This is a genomic window from Thalassospira sp. A40-3, from assembly GCF_015871485.1.
Taxonomy (GTDB): domain Bacteria; phylum Pseudomonadota; class Alphaproteobacteria; order Rhodospirillales; family Thalassospiraceae; genus Thalassospira; species Thalassospira tepidiphila.
Genome location: NZ_CP065428.1, coordinates 2,927,501 through 2,944,559, shown reverse-complemented (window position 1 = coordinate 2,944,559; position 17,059 = coordinate 2,927,501). Strand labels below are relative to the sequence as shown.

The 17,059-nt window shown below is 54.5% G+C and carries 18 protein-coding genes and 1 pseudogene; 11 read left to right on the top strand and 8 right to left on the bottom strand.

The window, feature by feature from the left end; all coding sequences use genetic code 11:
* The first annotated feature begins 283 nt into the window (after nt 1-283).
* The gene (locus IT893_RS13595; protein WP_252723956.1) at nt 284-1,096 is read left to right on the top strand and encodes a diguanylate cyclase domain-containing protein; all 813 of its coding nucleotides are present in this window, start codon (nt 284-286) and stop codon (nt 1,094-1,096) included.
* A 47-nt stretch (nt 1,097-1,143) separates the two neighbouring features.
* On the opposite strand, the gene IT893_RS13590 is transcribed toward IT893_RS13595, so the two are convergent.
* Nucleotides 1,144-1,350: a YdcH family protein gene (locus IT893_RS13590; protein WP_008891665.1), complete on the bottom strand. Its 207-nt coding sequence runs from the start codon at nt 1,348-1,350 to the stop codon at nt 1,144-1,146.
* Nucleotides 1,351-1,470: 120 nt separating this feature from the next.
* Between IT893_RS13590 and IT893_RS13585 the strand changes: the two genes are divergently transcribed.
* Nucleotides 1,471-2,577, top strand: a complete 1,107-nt coding sequence (locus IT893_RS13585; protein ID WP_197145478.1) for an ATP-dependent 6-phosphofructokinase — start codon at nt 1,471-1,473, stop codon at nt 2,575-2,577.
* A 28-nt stretch (nt 2,578-2,605) separates the two neighbouring features.
* Nucleotides 2,606-3,070: a TIGR02444 family protein gene (locus tag IT893_RS13580; protein ID WP_197145477.1), complete on the top strand. Its 465-nt coding sequence runs from the start codon at nt 2,606-2,608 to the stop codon at nt 3,068-3,070.
* A 12-nt stretch (nt 3,071-3,082) separates the two neighbouring features.
* Here IT893_RS13580 and IT893_RS13575 read toward each other — a convergent pair whose 3' ends face one another.
* Nucleotides 3,083-3,700, bottom strand: coding sequence for a UbiX family flavin prenyltransferase (locus tag IT893_RS13575; RefSeq protein ID WP_064779464.1), 618 nt, complete (start codon nt 3,698-3,700; stop codon nt 3,083-3,085).
* A 115-nt stretch (nt 3,701-3,815) separates the two neighbouring features.
* Here IT893_RS13575 and IT893_RS13570 point away from each other — a divergent pair, with 115 nt between their 5' ends.
* Both IT893_RS13570 and IT893_RS13565 read left to right on the top strand, forming a co-directional pair.
* Nucleotides 3,816-3,980 carry a YdcH family protein gene (locus tag IT893_RS13570; RefSeq protein WP_008891661.1) on the top strand — a complete coding sequence of 55 codons (165 nt, stop codon included), beginning with the start codon at nt 3,816-3,818 and terminating at the stop codon, nt 3,978-3,980.
* A 395-nt stretch (nt 3,981-4,375) separates the two neighbouring features.
* The gene (locus IT893_RS13565; protein WP_063088983.1) at nt 4,376-6,271 is read left to right on the top strand and encodes a propionyl-CoA synthetase; all 1,896 of its coding nucleotides are present in this window, start codon (nt 4,376-4,378) and stop codon (nt 6,269-6,271) included.
* A 96-nt stretch (nt 6,272-6,367) separates the two neighbouring features.
* Here IT893_RS13565 and IT893_RS13560 read toward each other — a convergent pair whose 3' ends face one another.
* On the bottom strand, nt 6,368-6,940 hold the full coding sequence (locus IT893_RS13560) for a GNAT family N-acetyltransferase (RefSeq protein ID WP_197145476.1): 573 nt from the start codon (nt 6,938-6,940) through the stop codon (nt 6,368-6,370).
* 100 nt (nt 6,941-7,040) lie between these two features.
* Between IT893_RS13560 and IT893_RS20310 the strand changes: the two are divergent.
* Nucleotides 7,041-7,220, top strand: a pseudogene (locus IT893_RS20310) (LysR family transcriptional regulator); the annotation flags it as partial.
* Nucleotides 7,221-7,271: 51 nt separating this feature from the next.
* Complete coding sequence (locus tag IT893_RS13555; RefSeq protein WP_371810701.1) at nt 7,272-7,943, top strand: LysR family transcriptional regulator substrate-binding protein; 672 nt, start codon at nt 7,272-7,274, stop codon at nt 7,941-7,943.
* A 5-nt stretch (nt 7,944-7,948) separates the two neighbouring features.
* Here IT893_RS13555 and IT893_RS13550 read toward each other — a convergent pair whose 3' ends face one another.
* The 3 genes from IT893_RS13550 to IT893_RS13540 form a co-directional block, all read right to left on the bottom strand.
* Nucleotides 7,949-8,758, bottom strand: coding sequence for a DeoR/GlpR family DNA-binding transcription regulator (locus IT893_RS13550; RefSeq protein WP_197145474.1), 810 nt, complete (start codon nt 8,756-8,758; stop codon nt 7,949-7,951).
* A gap of 166 nt (nt 8,759-8,924) precedes the next feature.
* Entirely contained in the window at nt 8,925-9,605 is a 681-nt protein-coding gene (locus IT893_RS13545) for a DUF1013 domain-containing protein (RefSeq protein WP_008891656.1), read from the bottom strand.
* Nucleotides 9,606-9,905: 300 nt separating this feature from the next.
* Entirely contained in the window at nt 9,906-10,913 is a 1,008-nt protein-coding gene (locus IT893_RS13540) for an NAD(P)H-quinone oxidoreductase (protein ID WP_252723955.1), read from the bottom strand.
* Between the two features lie 89 nt (nt 10,914-11,002).
* Here IT893_RS13540 and IT893_RS13535 point away from each other — a divergent pair, with 89 nt between their 5' ends.
* Together IT893_RS13535 and IT893_RS13530 are read left to right on the top strand one after the other, a co-directional pair.
* On the top strand, nt 11,003-11,197 hold the full coding sequence (locus IT893_RS13535; protein WP_063088987.1) for a DUF1192 family protein: 195 nt from the start codon (nt 11,003-11,005) through the stop codon (nt 11,195-11,197).
* A gap of 491 nt (nt 11,198-11,688) precedes the next feature.
* Complete coding sequence (locus IT893_RS13530; RefSeq protein ID WP_197145473.1) at nt 11,689-12,135, top strand: DUF1465 family protein; 447 nt, start codon at nt 11,689-11,691, stop codon at nt 12,133-12,135.
* A 118-nt stretch (nt 12,136-12,253) separates the two neighbouring features.
* On the opposite strand, the gene IT893_RS13525 is transcribed toward IT893_RS13530, so the two are convergent.
* The gene (locus IT893_RS13525) at nt 12,254-14,077 is read right to left on the bottom strand and encodes an adenylate/guanylate cyclase domain-containing protein (protein ID WP_197145472.1); all 1,824 of its coding nucleotides are present in this window, start codon (nt 14,075-14,077) and stop codon (nt 12,254-12,256) included.
* A gap of 256 nt (nt 14,078-14,333) precedes the next feature.
* Complete coding sequence (gene rpmE, locus IT893_RS13520; RefSeq protein WP_008891651.1) at nt 14,334-14,558, bottom strand: 50S ribosomal protein L31; 225 nt, start codon at nt 14,556-14,558, stop codon at nt 14,334-14,336.
* A 267-nt stretch (nt 14,559-14,825) separates the two neighbouring features.
* On the opposite strand from rpmE, the gene cyaY reads away from it, so the two are divergent.
* Nucleotides 14,826-15,164 carry an iron donor protein CyaY gene (gene cyaY, locus IT893_RS13515; protein WP_063088989.1) on the top strand — a complete coding sequence of 113 codons (339 nt, stop codon included), beginning with the start codon at nt 14,826-14,828 and terminating at the stop codon, nt 15,162-15,164.
* 49 nt (nt 15,165-15,213) lie between these two features.
* The gene (locus tag IT893_RS13510) at nt 15,214-17,010 is read left to right on the top strand and encodes an ABC transporter transmembrane domain-containing protein (RefSeq protein ID WP_197145471.1); all 1,797 of its coding nucleotides are present in this window, start codon (nt 15,214-15,216) and stop codon (nt 17,008-17,010) included.
* Nucleotides 17,011-17,059 lie beyond the last annotated feature (49 nt).

The following is a 17,059-nucleotide window of genomic DNA, read 5'->3' as shown; positions in this document are numbered from 1 at the left end:
ATTGGCGGCTCCGTTTCGGGCGGTTTCATGAAGGCCCGCATTATATGCAGCAAGTTCTATCATGCAAGCTTGCTTGCGGGATTGTCTTATCGGGAAAAGTCTTGTATATGATGTTGACCTTATTAAGAAATTCATGAAGTAATGGCAAATCGCAGCCGACGTCACTCAGGATTGAAAATCTTGGTGAATTAATTGCGTTTTTGATCTATTATTTACCATTGCCTTATATAACTGTGCAGGTAGCACGCGAAGGTCAGACATGAAAGTCACAAGACCAGGATCAATGACACCCTCTATGGGGGGCGGGGATGGACGATATCCATCAAGCCCTTACGGGATTCTTGCATATGGCAAGGATGCGGGCCGTCGTCGTGCGCCAAATCAGGACCATCAGGTTGATATCGACACTGACGCCATACCGGATGCGGTCGACAAGACGCCCTATCACACCCCCGATATCGCAAACGTTCTGGGTATTCCCGACCAACAGGTGACACCTGCGGTAGAACAGGCGATAGGTCGCCTGATGGTGCGCATCAATGGCCTGACCGAAAATCTCAACGAACTGAAGCAACGCCAGACTCATCTGGCCCGCAATGAAGGCCGCGATCCCTTTACCGGCGCGATCAGCCGACAGGCCTTCATGCAGATCCTTGAAAACGAAATGTCACTGGTTGGCGCGGATCGGACAAGCCGCATGGTGTTGATGTGCGAATTGGCCAATCTTGACGACATCCTGCAACTTCACGGGCAGGATTGCAAAGAAGGCCTGTTTAACTATGTCCGGCGCATCATGGCTGATTTTATCATGGCGCCGCATCATCTGGGATATCTCGGCTGCAATGACTTTGCGGCCCTGATGTATAACGTTGACGAGGAAGATATCTGGCAACGCGTTGACGCCATCACCAGATGGCTTGATCAACATCCTTATACGCACAAAGGCAAACCGATCCCGGTTGTCCCGGTCTTCGGGCTTTATCATGCGCAAAGCGGTGATACACCGGCCTCGGCCCTTCAGGCGACAGATGCGGCCCTGCGTGCGCACAAGGAAATGTATCTGGCCCGGCTGGATCGCATTCCGCAGGGCATCTGATTACTTCCCATTTTCATCTGGCAGATTTTGGCGTGGCCGGTGGCAAATCAGGCGATAATGTCTGGGACCAGCTGCGACTCGATATAAAGGATTTCGTCCTTTAAGGCCAATTTGCGCTTTTTCATGCGGCCAAGACGCAGTTGATCATGATGGGGGGCCTGAACCATTTGTTCGATGGCGACGTCCAGATCACGGTGTTCCTCGCGGAGCGAAAGAAGTCTCTTTTCAATCTCGATCTGATTGATTTCGTCCATTTTTGATCCAGCTTAATAACCAATGCGAGGGGACAGTGATAATACCAGATATCATGTTGGCAACCCATATGATTTGTACCACCCTGTAAAACAAATTTGCCACGATCGGGAAGGAAACAAATGCGCATCGGAGTTTTGACCAGTGGCGGTGATTGCGCCGGATTGAACGCGGTTATTCTTGCGGTGGTCCGCGGTGCGGTTCTTGGCTATGGCTGGGATGTTGTCGGTATTCGTCAGGGAACCCATGGCCTGATGCAGGACCCGCCCCAGGCCATTGACCTTAATGATCAGGTCAATAGTGACGGGTTGTTGCGCCTTGGCGGTACGATCCTTGGCACGGTGAACAAGGGCGATCCGTTCCATTATCCGATGCCTGATGGCAGCTTTGCCGACCGATCAAGCGAAGTCATTGAAGGCTATCACAAGCTTGGCCTTGATGCCCTGATTGGCATTGGCGGCGATGGCAGCATGGCGATCCTGCATCGTTTGGCCAAGATGGGCGGCATCAATCTGGTGGGGATCCCCAAGACGGTTGATAACGACCTTGCCCAGACGGAATATTCCATTGGCTTTACCACGGCGGTGAATGTCGCAACCGACGCCCTTGATCGGTTGCAACCCACCGCGGCATCCCATGAACGGATCATGATCCTTGAGGTCATGGGCCGTGATGCCGGACATATTGCCTTGTTCGCCGGGGTTGCGGGCGGGGCGGATGTCATCCTGATCCCGGAAATGGATTATGATCTTGATGAGCTTAGCCAGCATTGCCTCAATATCCGCAAAAGCGGCCGCAACCATGCGCTGGTGATCGTTGCCGAGGCGGTCAAACGTGATGATGGATCGGCGGTAACCCTTGGCGATGATGGCCAGAAAGTCCGTTATGGCGGCATCGGCCATTGGCTTGCCGACGAGCTTGGCGCACGCACCGGCTGGGAAACCCGTGTGACGGTGTTGGGGCATGTCCAGCGGGGTGGCACACCATCGCCGCGTGACCGTGTGATTGCATCGGCCTTTGGGGTGCATGCGGTGGATTTGATCGCAGAAAAGAAATTTGATCGTGTCTGCGCCTGGCAACAGCGCAAAGTCGTCGATGTTGCGATGGAAGATGTTATTGTCGGCCCGCGGCTTGTTGATACCCAAGGCACGATGGTCTCGACCGCCAAGGGGCTTGGCGCCTATATGGGGCATCCGCCGAAAGTCGCCAGAACGGCCAAAACCGTTTGATATCCAATAAAAACACAGCAGGTTGGGAATGGATCAGGAAGAAGTCTGGGCCTTTACGGTCGCGATGTATGGTCGCGATGGCGTCGCCAAGATGTGCCTTGATCTTCAGGAACGTTGTGACCTTGATGTGAACATGCTGCTTTTCATGTTCTTTCTGGGTCAGAAGGGATTGGCACCACTAAGCATTTCAGCACTTGAGGCATCTGTGCGCGACTGGCGCGAAAACGTGATCAAGCCACTGCGCCAGACACGGCGACACCTGCGCGATGATCCGCGCATCAGTGCACAGGAATTGCGCCAGAAGGTCAAATCAGACGAATTGCAGGCCGAACGCATAGAACAGCACATCCTGTGCGAAGCGGTTGAAACCGTGCCGAGTGATGATCGGATGGCCGCCGCCCATGCCTATTTGTCCCCCAACCGGTTCGCGTTGGATCAGCAGGCTTGTGACAAGGCGCTTGGCGACCTGACCCGGATGATGGGGATCGCCTAGCGCGCGGTTATTCTATTCGCGTGTTTTGGGTTTGCCGGTGACCGGGATTGGGTTGGCGGCCTCGGTATCGCCCCAGCGGGCTGTTTCGGGCAGATCAATCTCAAACAGATCAAGAATCCGTCCGCAGCTTTGTGTCACCATTTCATCAAGTGATTGCGGCCGGGCATAGAATGCCGGAACCGGCGGGGCAATGATTGCGCCGTTTTCCGTGGCCAGCGCCATGTTGCGGATATGGCCGGCATGAAGCGGTGTTTCACGCGCCATCAGGACAAGACGCTTACGCTCTTTAAGGATCACGTCGGCGGCACGCGCGATCAGATTATCTGCGACTCCGCTTGCGACCTCGGCCAGAGACTTCATCGAGCAGGGGGCAATGATCATACCGCGGGCGCGAAAGGAACCCGACGCAATCGATGCACCGATATCGGCATTGTCATGGACAACGTCAGCCATCTCCTTGATTTCGCGGATTTTAAAATCGGTCTCATAGGCGATGGTGCGCTCGGCTGCTTTGGAAAGAACCAGATGAGTCTCGATTGGCGTATTTTTCAGCAACTGTAAAAAACGTATGCCGTAAATCACACCCGATGCGCCGGTTATGCCAATGATAAGTCGATCTTTTTGCGTCATGCCAATCCTTGCCGGGCTGTGTTCTTGTTCACGTTTCTGATCGAAACACTGGAAATCATGTTACGAAATTAATACCATCTTGTTGTGGGCAATGTCAGATATAAGGAGTAGGCGAATGAGCGTTCAAAGCCATATCGAAGCTCTAACTGCCAAACATGCTGCACTAGAGCAGGAACTCCACCTCGAGACGCGCCGCCCGGCGCCCAACGATTCCGTTGTTGCAGACATTAAACGCCGCAAGCTTGAAATCAAGGACGAGATAAACCGAATAACCCATTAGCCGTTGTGGCATGGCCAAACGCGTGATCAAGAACACGCGATCCCCCATGCGAACGGTTTGACGACCTCAAAGATTTCCTAACTCTTGCTTTTGCCGCCTCATCTTAACGCCCACGCTTGAGGCGGCAACTTTATGTCTGCACTTCAAAATCACGGGCAACTTCCCACATTCATCATATAGCTGCAAACAGATACGAAATCCCTGACTGAGGGGATCAACCACGTATCTGTTTTGAGTAATTGTAATCCGCAGAAACCAAGGATTACAGGGCGCTACCAATGTCTAAGGGGTATGTGTAAATTAAATCGGTATTATGATGCCGATTTACGAGCATATAGCTCCGCATGCGTCCGAATTCGACGCCAGACCAAACGCCGCGGGAGGGTATTTCACCAATGACCGGTCGCTATCAGGAAATCTACGAACGTTCGATCGCCGACAAGGAAGGCTTTTGGGCAGAAGCTGCTGAAAACATTTCCTGGTACAAGAAATGGGATCGCGTTCTCGATGACAGCAACGCACCGTTTTACCGCTGGTTTGTCGGTGGCAAGGTCAATACCTGCTATAACGCACTTGATCGTCACATTGAAAATGGCCGGGGTGATCAGGCAGCCCTGATTTATGACAGTCCGGTCACCAATACGGTTCAGACATTCACCTATTCCCATCTGCGCGACGATGTCGCCCGCCTTGCCGGGGCATTGCATGCGCGCGGGGTGACCAAGGGCGATCGGGTGATCATCTATATGCCGATGATCCCGCAGGCGGCGATGGCGATGCTTGCCTGTGCGCGGATCGGCGCGATCCATTCTGTCGTGTTTGGCGGTTTTGCATCCAACGAACTGGCGACCCGCATCAATGACGCCAAACCAAAACTGATCCTGACCGCAAGCTGCGGCATCGAAGGATCGCGCGTCATTGAATATAAACCGCTGCTCGATAAAGCCATCGCCATGGCGGATCACAAACCCGAAAGCGTCATTCTGTTCCAGCGGCCACAAAGCGATGCGTTGCTGATGGATGGTCGTGATTACGACTGGGAAGTGGAATGTGCGAAGGCCGCACCGTCTGACTGCGTCCCGGTTGATGCCACCGATCCGCTTTATATCCTTTACACGTCCGGCACGACCGGCCAGCCCAAGGGCGTTGTCCGCGACAATGGCGGGCATATGGTGGCCCTCAACTGGTCGATGAAGAACATTTATGATGTCGATGCCGGTGACGTTTACTGGGCGGCGTCGGACGTTGGCTGGGTGGTTGGCCATTCCTATATCGTTTACGCGCCGCTTCTGGCCGGTTGTACGACGGTGATGTATGAAGGCAAACCGGTCGGAACGCCGGATGCCGGGGCGTTCTGGCGGGTAATTTCCCAGCACAAGGTCAAGGTGCTGTTTACCGCACCGACGGCATTCCGTGCGATCAAACGCGATGACCCCAAGGCCGCGCATATGGCCAACTATGACCTTGGCAGCCTTAAGGCGCTGTATCTGGCCGGTGAACGTTCGGACCCCGATACCCTGCAATGGGCGGAAAACAGCCTTGGTGTGCCGGTGATTGACCACTGGTGGCAGACTGAAACCGGCTGGTCGATTTGTGCCAATCCGCGCGGGATTGAATTGCTTCCGATCAAGTATGGCTCGCCAACGGTGGCAGCCTGCGGTTGGGATGTACAGGTTCTCGACGAGGCCGGAAAGCCGCTTGAACGTGGTCAGATTGGCGCGCTTGCCGCCAAATTGCCGCTACCACCGGGAACGCTTCCGACCCTTTGGCAGAATGATGACCGGTTCAAGTCATCCTATCTTGAAGAATTCCCGGGCTTTTATGCCACGGGGGATGCCGGCTTTATTGACGAAGATGGCTACATCTACGTCATGTCGCGCACTGACGACATCATCAACGTTGCCGGGCATCGCCTGTCGACCGGGGGCATGGAAGAAGTCCTCTCAAGCCATCCTGATGTCGCCGAATGCGCGGTCATTGGTGTGCATGATGATCTTAAGGGGCAATTGCCGCTGGGCTTCATCGTGTTGAAGTCCGGGGTCACCCGCCCGCATGACGCGATCTTGGCCGAAGTCGTTGCCATGGTCCGCGATCAGATTGGACCGGTGGCGGCATTCAAGAAGGCAACTGTGGTCGAACGCCTGCCCAAGACCCGATCGGGCAAGATCCTGCGCAAGACCATGCGTTCCATCGCCGATGGTGAAAGCTATAACACCCCGGCAACGATTGATGATCCGGCAATCCTTCCCGAAATCGCCGAGGTCCTCAAAGAAATCGGTTATGCAAAATAGATAGACCCGTCCATCACAGATGCAAACTCCCGCTCCCAACTTAACGGAGCATCCTTGCACCCGCTTTTGCTTTCAAAAGCGGGTGCTTTTTTGGGATCAAGTTTTGGGAATGATCGGGCTGTCGTCGCCAAGTGGCCGTTGCATCAGGACCGAATCAAGCCAGCGGTCAAACTTGTAGCCGACCTTTTTAAACGTGCCGACCATTTCAAAGCCATGGCGTTGATGCAGGCTGATCGACGCCTTGTTCGCACTATCTCCGATCACGGCAACCATTTGGCGCCACGGGCCCTCTTCGCATCGTTTAATCAGGGCCGCCATCAGAAGACTGCCAACCCCTTTTCCGACGCAATCATGGGCCACATAGATCGAATTTTCGACCGTATGGCGATAGGCCGTGCGTGGGCGATAGGTGCCAGCATAACAGTAGCCAACAATAGTATTGCTGCGGACGGCAACAAGATAGGGCAGGCCTTTATCGCGAATGGCGGCGAACCGATTGGCAATTTCGGCCTCGTCAGGTGCCGTTTCCTCAAACGATGCCGTGCCATGCTGAACATGGTGGCGATAAATCGCCGTGATGGCCGGGATGTCGTCAAGCGCGGCGTCTCGGATGGTGATGTTTGGCAACAGGGCTGTGGCAACGTCTTTGGTCGGGGTGTTCAAAGGCATGTTTTTTATCCGGCATGATGATGTTTGAGCTGACATTACGCCCAAATGCAGCATAAGTTTAGCTTTGATAAATTATGCCTAGCATAAGGAAAAGTTTGGTATGCGTGCACTTAACCTTGATCAGCTTCATGCCTTTGCCGATGTTGTCGCACTGGGAAGTTTTTCTGCCGCAGCCGATAAGCTTAATCTTAGTCAGCCTGCCATCAGCCAACAGGTGCGTCAGCTTGAAACCCGCATGGGTGTCAAATTGATTGAACGCGTTGGCAAACGTGCCGAGGCCACACCGGCGGGGTTGGCCCTTTTGGCCCATATCAGTGACATAGATGCGTCTGTGCGCGCCGCCGAGGACGCCGTGGCCGGATTTTCAAGTGGTGCAGCCGGTCGCGTGCGGATCGGAACCGGGGCGACGGCCTGTATCTATTTCCTGCCGGCAATTCTTGAAAAGCTTCAACGCAGCTTCCCAAAACTCGAAATCATGGTTCGTACTGGCAATGCTGGCGATATCGTTCGTGCGATTGAGGATAACAAGCTCGATGTCGGCCTTGTGACCATGCCATGCACCGGGCGGAGCCTTTCGGTGACGCCGATCATGACCGATCCGTTTGTCGCAATCTTTCACGCGGATGCCGATGTCGGGGATGTTATTCGCCCTGCCGATCTGGAAGCGATGCCACTGGTGCTTTATGAACGCGGGGGATTGACGCGCACATTGGTCGATGATTGGTTGCGCAAATCCGGGGTTAATGGTCGTTCGGTCATGGAACTCGGCAGTGTGGAGGCGATCAGGGAACTTGTCGGGGCAGGCATCGGTGCGACGATCCTGCCCGAAATGGGCGCAAGACCAGATCGAACCCAATTTCCCATAAAGACCCGCCCGTTGTCACCGCCACTCGTGCGCGAACTGGCGCTCATCATGCGTCGCGACAAAAATCTGACACCGGGGCTGCAGGCTGTCTGCAATAGCCTGAAAGCAGCCGCTGACAGGCGCAAAACTGATCCGTAAACCGGTCAGTCTTCTTCAGAAATGAAGAAGGTTGGGAAATCTGCATCCGGCTCCGGCGCGTGAAGCGCCACACCAGCCGTCGTGATCATTTCGGCGATATGATCCGGCGGCGGGCAATCGGTGAAGAACGCGCTGACATCGCGGATGGAGCCGCCGCGGACAACGGCGTTGCGTCCAAACTTTGTGTGATCGGCAACCAGATAGGATTTCCGGGCATTTTTCAGGATGGCAGATCGGGCGCGGACTTCCTGTTCATCGAAATCAAGAAGGCTGCCATCCGGATCAATCCCGCCAACGCCAAAGATGCCGTAATCAACCTTGTAGCTGTTAAAGAACGCCTCGACCTCAGGCCCCAGAACATCGCGGTCACGGTTGCGCAGACGCCCGCCAATCAGGGTCACCTCAAAGCTGTCATTGGTGGCCGCGACATAGGCGACATTCAGGTTATTGGTGAAAATCCGAAGATCGCGATGTTGCAACAGCGCATTGGCAACAAGTTCCGGGGTGGTACCAATCGAAAAGAACAGCGACGCCCCGTTGGGAATTTCGCGCGCCACCAGGGCCGCGATCTTGCGTTTGTCATTGACGTTCAGAACTTTGCGCGCCCGATAGGCGATGTTTTCATGCTCAAGCGATGGTTCAACACCGCCGTGGCGACGGCGGAGCAGGCCCTCATCGCACAGCGCATTCACGTCACGCCGGATGGTTTGCGGGGTGACGTCAAAGCGTTCTGCAAGTTGTTCGATGGTGCGAAAGCCGTCAGCACGGACAAGTTCGACAATGCCTGCCTGGCGTTCGGTTGGGCGTTTTTGCATGGAAACGTGTCTTTGGTGTTGTTCATTTGAAAAGCAGCCGAATGGTATGTCGCCACCGTGTCGGTTGCGTTACCGTTTCGCGGCAATACTATGAAACAAACCTTACGCAAGCAGGACGTAAACCCCAACGAAAAAGGCCGCCCGGTGGGCGACCTTTGAAATTCGATCAGGATTTGAAGAGGTTTTCGGCCGCTTCCATGTAATCGGAAGTTTTCGGCTCGTCTTTCTTCTCGTCCTTTTTCTTGCCCGGATAATCCGGTTCCGGATTGATCTGCAGTTCTTCGGGCAGCGGATCCGGCTCGACATCCTTGGCGATCTTTTCCGGGTTCTTCGAGCGGGCAATCACGACCTGTTTTTCAAGGTCAAGCTCAGTGCAAAGGCCCATGGTCACCGGGTTACGCGGCGTCAGGTTGGCCGAGTTCCAGTGCGAACGATCACGGATCTTGCCAATGGTGTCCTTGGTGGTACCGATCAGCTTGCAAACCTGCGCATCGGAAAGTTCCGGATGGTGTTTGAGAAGCCATGCAATCGCATTCGGGCGATCCTGACGTTTGGAAACCGGGGTATAGCGTGCACCCTTCGACTGCGCGCGCGGGCGCGGCAGGTCGGATTTCGCCATTTTCAGGAATTCGCGCGGGTCTTTTTCGCAACGCGCGATTTCTTCTTTGGTCAGCTGACCATTGGCAACCGGATCGAGGCCAACGATACCCTGGCCGACGTCGCCGTCTGCAATGGCCTGAATTTCAAGCTCATGGAGTTCGGTAAAGGCAGCAATCTGCCGGAACGACAAGCCGGTATTGTCGATAAGCCATACAGCGGTTGCTTTGGGCATGAGGGGCTGTGCCATATTTCCTCCTGTTTCCTTCTTTCTCTCTGGAGACCGGCGATGGGTATAAGGCCCAAAAAGCGCGGGAATGTCTGCCCCAGAATATAATCTCTTTAGGTGGTCCGGCAATGCAGCAAGGTCAACCGCCGGGGTTGCTGCGCATCATCGGATCCGCCATTGCGTTCTTTTCGATCAATGTGCGGGTAAATGCAACAATCTGTTGCGGTGTTCTGAAAAGAATATTTCTTTCAGGACCGCAAGCATAGCAATGTTGCCTTGGATCGGTCAGATAAAACTTATCAGACCTTCGTCCAAACGCGATCAGTCGACTTCCAGTATCACTTTTCCGATGTGTGCGCCACCCTTCAATGTGGCATGTGCCTCCGATGCCTGTTCAAGAGCGAAGGTCTTGTAAACTACGGGCGCGATCTGAGCGGATTCCAGAAGCGGCCAGACTTTTTTGCGCAACGAAGTGGCAATTGCGCCTTTGTTGGCGACCGGCTGCGCACGCAATGTTGATCCCATCAGTGTCAGACGTTTGAGCAACAGCGGGGTAAAGTTGGTTTCCGCCTTGGGTCCGCGCAAAAAGGCAATGATCAGAATGCGCGCTTCAAAGGCAGCTGCCTTGAAATTCCGGCTAACATAGTCGCCTGCGACCATATCCAGAATAACATCTGCGCCTTTGCCATCGGTTGCGGCTTTGACCTCTTCGACAAAGTCCTGGGCCTTGTAGTTGATCGCAACATCTGCCCCCAGGTCACGGCAGGCCTGACATTTTTCGTCTGTGCCCGCGGTGGCAATCACCCTGGCGCCAAATGCCTTGGCAAGCTGGATGGCGGTGGTGCCGATCCCTGATGTGCCACCATGCACCAGAAATGTCTCGCCCGCCTTCAGCTGTGCCTTGTCAAAGACGTTATGCCAGACCGTGAAAAAGGTTTCCGGAACCCCGGCGGCGGCTGTCATGGACATGCCGTTGGGCACCGGCAGGCATTGCGCCGCTGGTACTGCGGCATATTGGGCGTAGCCTCCGCCGGTAACCAGTGCGCAAACCTTATCCCCGCATTTCCAGTCGGTGACGTTTGATCCAACGGCAACAATTTCGCCCGACAGTTCAAGCCCAGGGATTTCCGATGCACCGGGCGGGGGCGGGTACATGCCGACAACTTGCATCAGGTCCGGTCTATTCACCCCACTTGCCGCAACCCGCACCAAGACATCATCCGGGCCATGGTCCGGCACAGCGACATTACCCAGCACAAGGGCAGGGGTGTCGGTGTCTTTCGTGATCTCGACGGCTTTCATCTTTTTGGGAAATTCTGGATTGGACATCGGGACCTCGTTGGCGAAAACTGCGTTTTATACCTATCTAGGACATGAAGGAAATTCAATGCCCCTGACCTGACAGGGAATAATGGAGGATGATTGTGGACGAAGAAGAGTTTGCTGTTCTCAAATCGGGTGAATTTGGCTTGCCGCGCAATCTTGAAGGAATGTCGATCACCAGTCTCAAAGACTATCGCGCAGCGCTGGAGCGTGAAATTAAACATGTGGATGAGACGCTCGAACACCGCAAAGGTGTGACCGAAGGTGCAGAAGCATTGTTCAAGAGCTGAAACCCCATCTGGATGCTTCGGAGCGGCATGTTCGATTACTAGACGTGAGGATGGTTTTTTTAAACCTGCGGTTAATTGAAAATTAAACTTGCCGTCTTATATGTGGAATAGAGGGTCATCTGATGGCTCTCTTGTCGAACGTGATGTTTCGATGCCTCCCTGTTAAACTGAGCCGCCCTTTTTTGGGCGGTTCTTTTTCTTTGTGATTGATTTTTAGCGACTTAGTGGCCTGCCAATTAAGGCAGTGCGCATCTGCGTGCCCGTATTAATCTGCAAAAAGGTACGGGTTAATACGTATTGTCACATTTGTGCCATGAATAGCCTTGACCGCCTCTTAAGCGCTGGCTAAAGTTCGCACACAACAAAAACAAAACCAAAAAAAGTCCGGCAAGTTTAGCAGGTTGAGGTGAGACCGCCCCGAAAGTGGGCGGTCTTTCTATTTGCGCAATTCCCGTCTTGAAGCCGCTCAAAACCTTCCCAATATATTCAGGATGACTCACGAACATCCCCCGACGTCAAAGGCGGCGTCGTATCAAAGCAATTTCTCGGTTGTTCATTTTTCGCGTACCTACGATGAAGCCTTCACACTGCTGATAGAGGCACGGAATTACCTTTCCGCCCATCGTGGCCAAAGCAAGAAACAGGGCAGTCGCGAAGCCGTTGCACAATGCGTCGAAGAGATGCGCATGACCACGCGATTGATACGGGCAATGGCGTGGCTTCTTGCCGTGCGCGCTGTTGAAGCGGGGGAAATCCCTTGGGATGAGGCTGTCGATATTGATGATCTGATGGTCGATCTTCGGGTCTGTACGGTCAATCCGCACGAGGAATATGGTTTTCTCTCGCCCGGTCTTCTCGACCTGATGGGGCGCGCCCATTCACTTTATATGCGCGCCGCCCGTATGGAATTGCAGGTCGCCGCACGCTGCAACGGCTAATAGATCTCAGCCTTACCCGAACATTGTTTTTGCCCAGGACTGGTTGCAGCGCTGTGGGTTGATGACCGCGCATGGCGCATTCTGGTGATCACGGGATATAGGGGGGAGCGCGCAAAGCTCAGCTGCGGGCTTGAACCTGAAAGACCTCAATCGGGTCGGCAAAGCCCTTCATCTGGCGTGTGCCTTGCGAGACAAAGCTTGCCCGACTGCCGCTATAGGTATTCTTGACGTTTTCCGAAACCAGTGTTTCGTCACCGCCTGCTTGCGCACAGACACGCGCGGCAAGCTGCACCACACTGCCAAACAGGTCGTTTTCCTCGGCAATGGCTTCACCGGCATTGATGCCGATACGGATCTGGAATTTCAGATCCTGGCTGGCATTGTGGGACGCCATGTTCTTCTGGATTTCAATGGCGGCCTCTACCGAACTCGCCGAGGATGGGAACACGGCCATGATGCCGTCGCCCATATGTTTGACTTCCTTGCCATAATTGTTGATCAGGGCCGTGCGCACGATCTGGTTATGGATATGCACCATCTGCTGTGCGCCATGATCCCCCAGTTCCTGGGTCTTGGCTGTGGAATTGACGATGTCGGTAAACATCAGGGCATGAAGCTTTTTGCCACCGGCACCTTGTGGACCTGCCGCGGGCTTGTCGCTCCAGTCATTGATTGCTTTGGCAACCGATGACGTGATGCTCTTTTCATCTTTGATATAGGCGTCCATCGACTGGCGGCCCGCGCCATACATATCCTTGTATTTCGGCTCAAGAATATAGTCGTCGACATTCTTGCAGAAAGTCTCGGCCATGCTTTTGTTCGCGCCCATAGCCGAAATGCAATCCCGCAAAATGACGCGCCCGTCTTTTTGATCCAGTGCGTGTTTTTCACTGCATGCGTCACAGGCCCCGGCGACATAAAGGTTAACGCCAAACTTGTGATAGGCATCAAGCGAGGTCACTTTACGCTGAATGGCTTCGATCGATCCGGTGATGAAGTCGCGCATCTGTTCACGTGTCGCCCGCATTTCGCGTGTTTCGACCAACGGTTTTTCGGGCGTATCGTCAATCGGCTCCGGTGTGGCCTCTGCCGGTGTGTCGTCCTGCGCGTCTTCTGCGACCTCTACGTCCGTGTCACCATCCTCACGGGCCATTTCGGCCGCCATTTCTGCGGCTGACTTGCGGCGCACATCCGAACCAGATCCCTGTGTGTTGCCCGTGCGATTACCAGTGCGGGCCGTTTTGGAACCTGTCGAACGAAAAGACGCCATCGAAGATCTGCGGGCACGTCCCTTGAACTTTTTGGTCAGCGCCATCAGCATCGGTACGACGCTGGCCAAAAAACCAACGGTGAAGGACAGGAAGTTGGCCTTGTCATAAAAGCCCTGACTGATCTTGAGCCCCATTCCCGGCAGGAATTCAAGCCCCTTGGCAGCAAGCAACATGGTGGCAAGGCCAACCGCAATCGCAACACAGAAGGCCACCATCATCTTAAGGCCAAGACCAATAAGGGTCTGGCTTTCTGCAACCGATGCAGACGGGCGAGCAATAGCGGGCTTCTTCTCGCTCGCAGGTGCCTCATCGTTGGGCTTGTCGGCAGATGTATCTGCCTTTGGTATCATTGGGGCGGGGGCAGGACGCTGGGCATCGGCCTTGGGTGGGGCTGACCGCTTTGGCTTTGCCTGCGGGTTGGTGTTTTCCAGTCTGCCCTGACCGCGCGTTTCATAAATCACATACTCGTCAGAGCTGTTGGTTGCGTGGTCGTAAACCTCGCGAATGACTTTCACGCCTGAAACGTGATTCGCGCGCTCGATCTGTTTGGCTTCTTCTTCTGCCTGCTTTCTTTGCGCACCAGTAAAGTGACCGTGGATCTGCCACCGGCCTGAACGGTCTTTAACATAGACCTCATAGCTAACCTGGTTACGTGCTGTCACTTGATTCATCTAAGAGCCTGATCATGCGTGCAAGCAGAACAGGGCAGCAGAATCGGTGCCGCCTTATCCTAACGAATGGGATTATGGCAAAAAAATGCCGAAATCACCATCAGATATGCTCAATAACAGCCAAGAGTTGTTCCAACCATAGCTTTTTACCGTCGGCAGCTATGCAAATTCAGGGTTTAGACAAAGAAAAACGCCCGCGGCATCAAGAAGATGCGACGGGCGCTGATCCCACAGAACACAGAAGCGTGTTCTTTGCTTAGTTGCCGATATTGAAACCAGCGAAGCGCTTTTTGAACTTAGCAAGCTGCCCGCCGCTGTCCAGAAGACGGTGAACACCAGTCCAAGCCGGGTGGCTTTTCGGATCGATGTCGAGCTTCAACACATCGCCCGGATTGCCCCAGGTCGACTGCGTGGTGAAGGTGCTGCCGTCAGTCATCTGAACGGTGATCTCATGGTAATCGGGATGGATATCTTTTTTCATCGCCTATCACTCCGGAATTTGAAGCGCGGTGTATAGTGTAAAAAATCGGCTCGCGCAACCCCTGTAACCGGTAATTATCCGATTAACGCCAAATGAGGGGAGTGCAGTAGCGATCAGGCGGTCGTTTAACAGTGGTTGACCCATGTTTCAAGCTTTTCTCGCACCCGTGCTTATGCATACTTGCACAGGCCTCTTTATATAGTATGGTGCGCCAACAATTGATTGTCGCCTTGCCGGGGCATTGGACCCCGATGATAGACGGAGAATATGACTGTGGCCCTTGAGGAAACCCGCTTCCATCAGCTTGCAGACGAAACCATCGAAACGCTGTCTGATGTTATTGATGATGCCTTGGGCGATGACCTTGATGTTGATCTGCAGTCCGGCATCCTGACCATCGAACTCGATTCGGGCGAACAATTCATCATCAACAAGCATGGTCCGAACCGTCAGGTCTGGCTTTCTTCGCCAGTCAGTGGGGCAAGCCACTATGACTTTGATGAAGACAACGAAACCTGGACCTCGACCCGCGGTTCGACCACGCTCCATGATCAGCTTTCGGCTGATCTTGCTGTCAAAACCGGGAACAAGCTTGATCTTGGCTGATCTCTTTATATCGGCCGCGTGGTTACCACTGCATACGGAATAAAGTGCCTTGGCGCGTACACCGACTTCTTCTGCAAAACTTACCGATCGTGAAACCAGCCGGAACCTTTCGTCGCTCCGTGCCATTGTCCCGTTCGTCACAAAATACCGTTTGCAGCTGTTCGGCGCGCTGATCGCACTGGTGACAGCATCTGGCACCGTACTTGCGCTTGGCAATGGCTTGCGCATGCTGGTTGACGAAGGCTTTGCCGAAGGTGATGGCGCGCTTCTTGACCGGGCATTGTTCGTTCTGTTTGCGGTAACCCTGTTGCTGGCGGGCGCAAGTTACATGCGCTTCTTCCTGGTTTCCTGGATCGGGGAACGTGTGGTTGCCGATATCCGTTCCGCCGTGTACCGCCATATCATCCGACTGGACTCAGCCTTCTTTGAAGTCACAAGAACCGGTGAAGTTCTTTCGCGCCTGACAACCGATACCACATTGCTTCAGGCCGTCATTGGCTCAAGCGTCTCGATCGCGCTTCGCAATGCCCTGATGTTTGTCGGGGGACTGACGATGTTGGCCATCACCAGTCCCAAGCTCACAGCCCTTGTCTTGCTGGTGGTGCCGTTGGTGGTCATTCCGATTGTCGGATACGGCCGACGCGTGCGGCGTTTGTCGCGAGAGTCGCAAGACAGAGTAGCCGACGTCAGCGCCTTTTCCGAAGAAACCCTCAATGCGCTGCGCACGGTGCAGGCCTATACCCACGAAGAAATCGAAAGCCAGCGTTTCAGCGGCCATGTCGAAGGGGCCTTCAGAACGGCGGTCGCGCGTATTTCCGCCCGCGCCCTTCTGACTGCGATTGTTATCGTCATGGTGTTTGGTGCGGTCGGCACCATCCTGTGGATTGGTGGTCATGATGTGCTTGATGGCACGATCTCGGCCGGGGAACTTTCGGCCTTTGTCTTCTATGCGGTGGTGGTTGCCGGATCGGTTGGCGCCATCAGTGAAGTGATAGGTGATTTGCAACGCGCGGCCGGTGCGGCGGAGCGCCTTGTTGCGTTGTTGTCGACTGAACCTGAAATCAAGGCGCCGGAAAACCCCTTCGCGTTGCCAGTACCCCATCAGGGCCATGTCAGTTTCGAAAACGTTACCTTCCATTATCCTGCCCGTCCGGATCGCTCTGCTCTTGAGGGGCTCAGCCTGTCGGTCAAGCCGGGGGAAACGGTTGCACTTGTTGGCCCTTCGGGTGCAGGCAAGACCACCGTGTTTCAGCTGCTGCTGCGCTTCTATGATCCGGCAAGTGGTGTGATCAAAGTTGACGGGATCGACATCAAGACGGCCGATCCGGTCGCGGTGCGCGAACGCATTGGTCTTGTCGCACAGGATCCGGTGATCTTTGCTGCCAGTGCCTGGGACAACATCCGTTATGGCCGTCCGGGGGCAAGTGATGCTGATGTGCGTGCGGCTGCTGACGCCGCGCACGCCAGCGAGTTCCTTGACCGCTTGCCAGATGGCTTTAATACCTTCCTGGGTGAAAAGGGTGTGCGCCTGTCGGGCGGTCAGCGTCAACGCATTGCCATTGCGCGCGCGATCCTGCGCAATCCGGCCATCCTGCTTCTGGATGAAGCCACCAGCGCGCTGGATGCTGAAAGTGAACAGGTTGTTCAAAAGGCACTTGAAACCATCATGAAAGAGCGCACCACGCTCGTGATTGCGCATCGTTTGGCAACGGTTCTGCATGCAGACCGGATTGCTGTGATCGATGATGGCAAGCTAGTAGCAGTCGGGACGCATCAGGAACTGCTCGAAAGCTCCCCGCTTTACGGGCGCTTGGCCAAGCTGCAGTTTGAACGCGACGCAGCTTGATCTCAGGATAAAGCCAAAGCGTGCCGTATAGCGGTCCTCGATCCGTTTT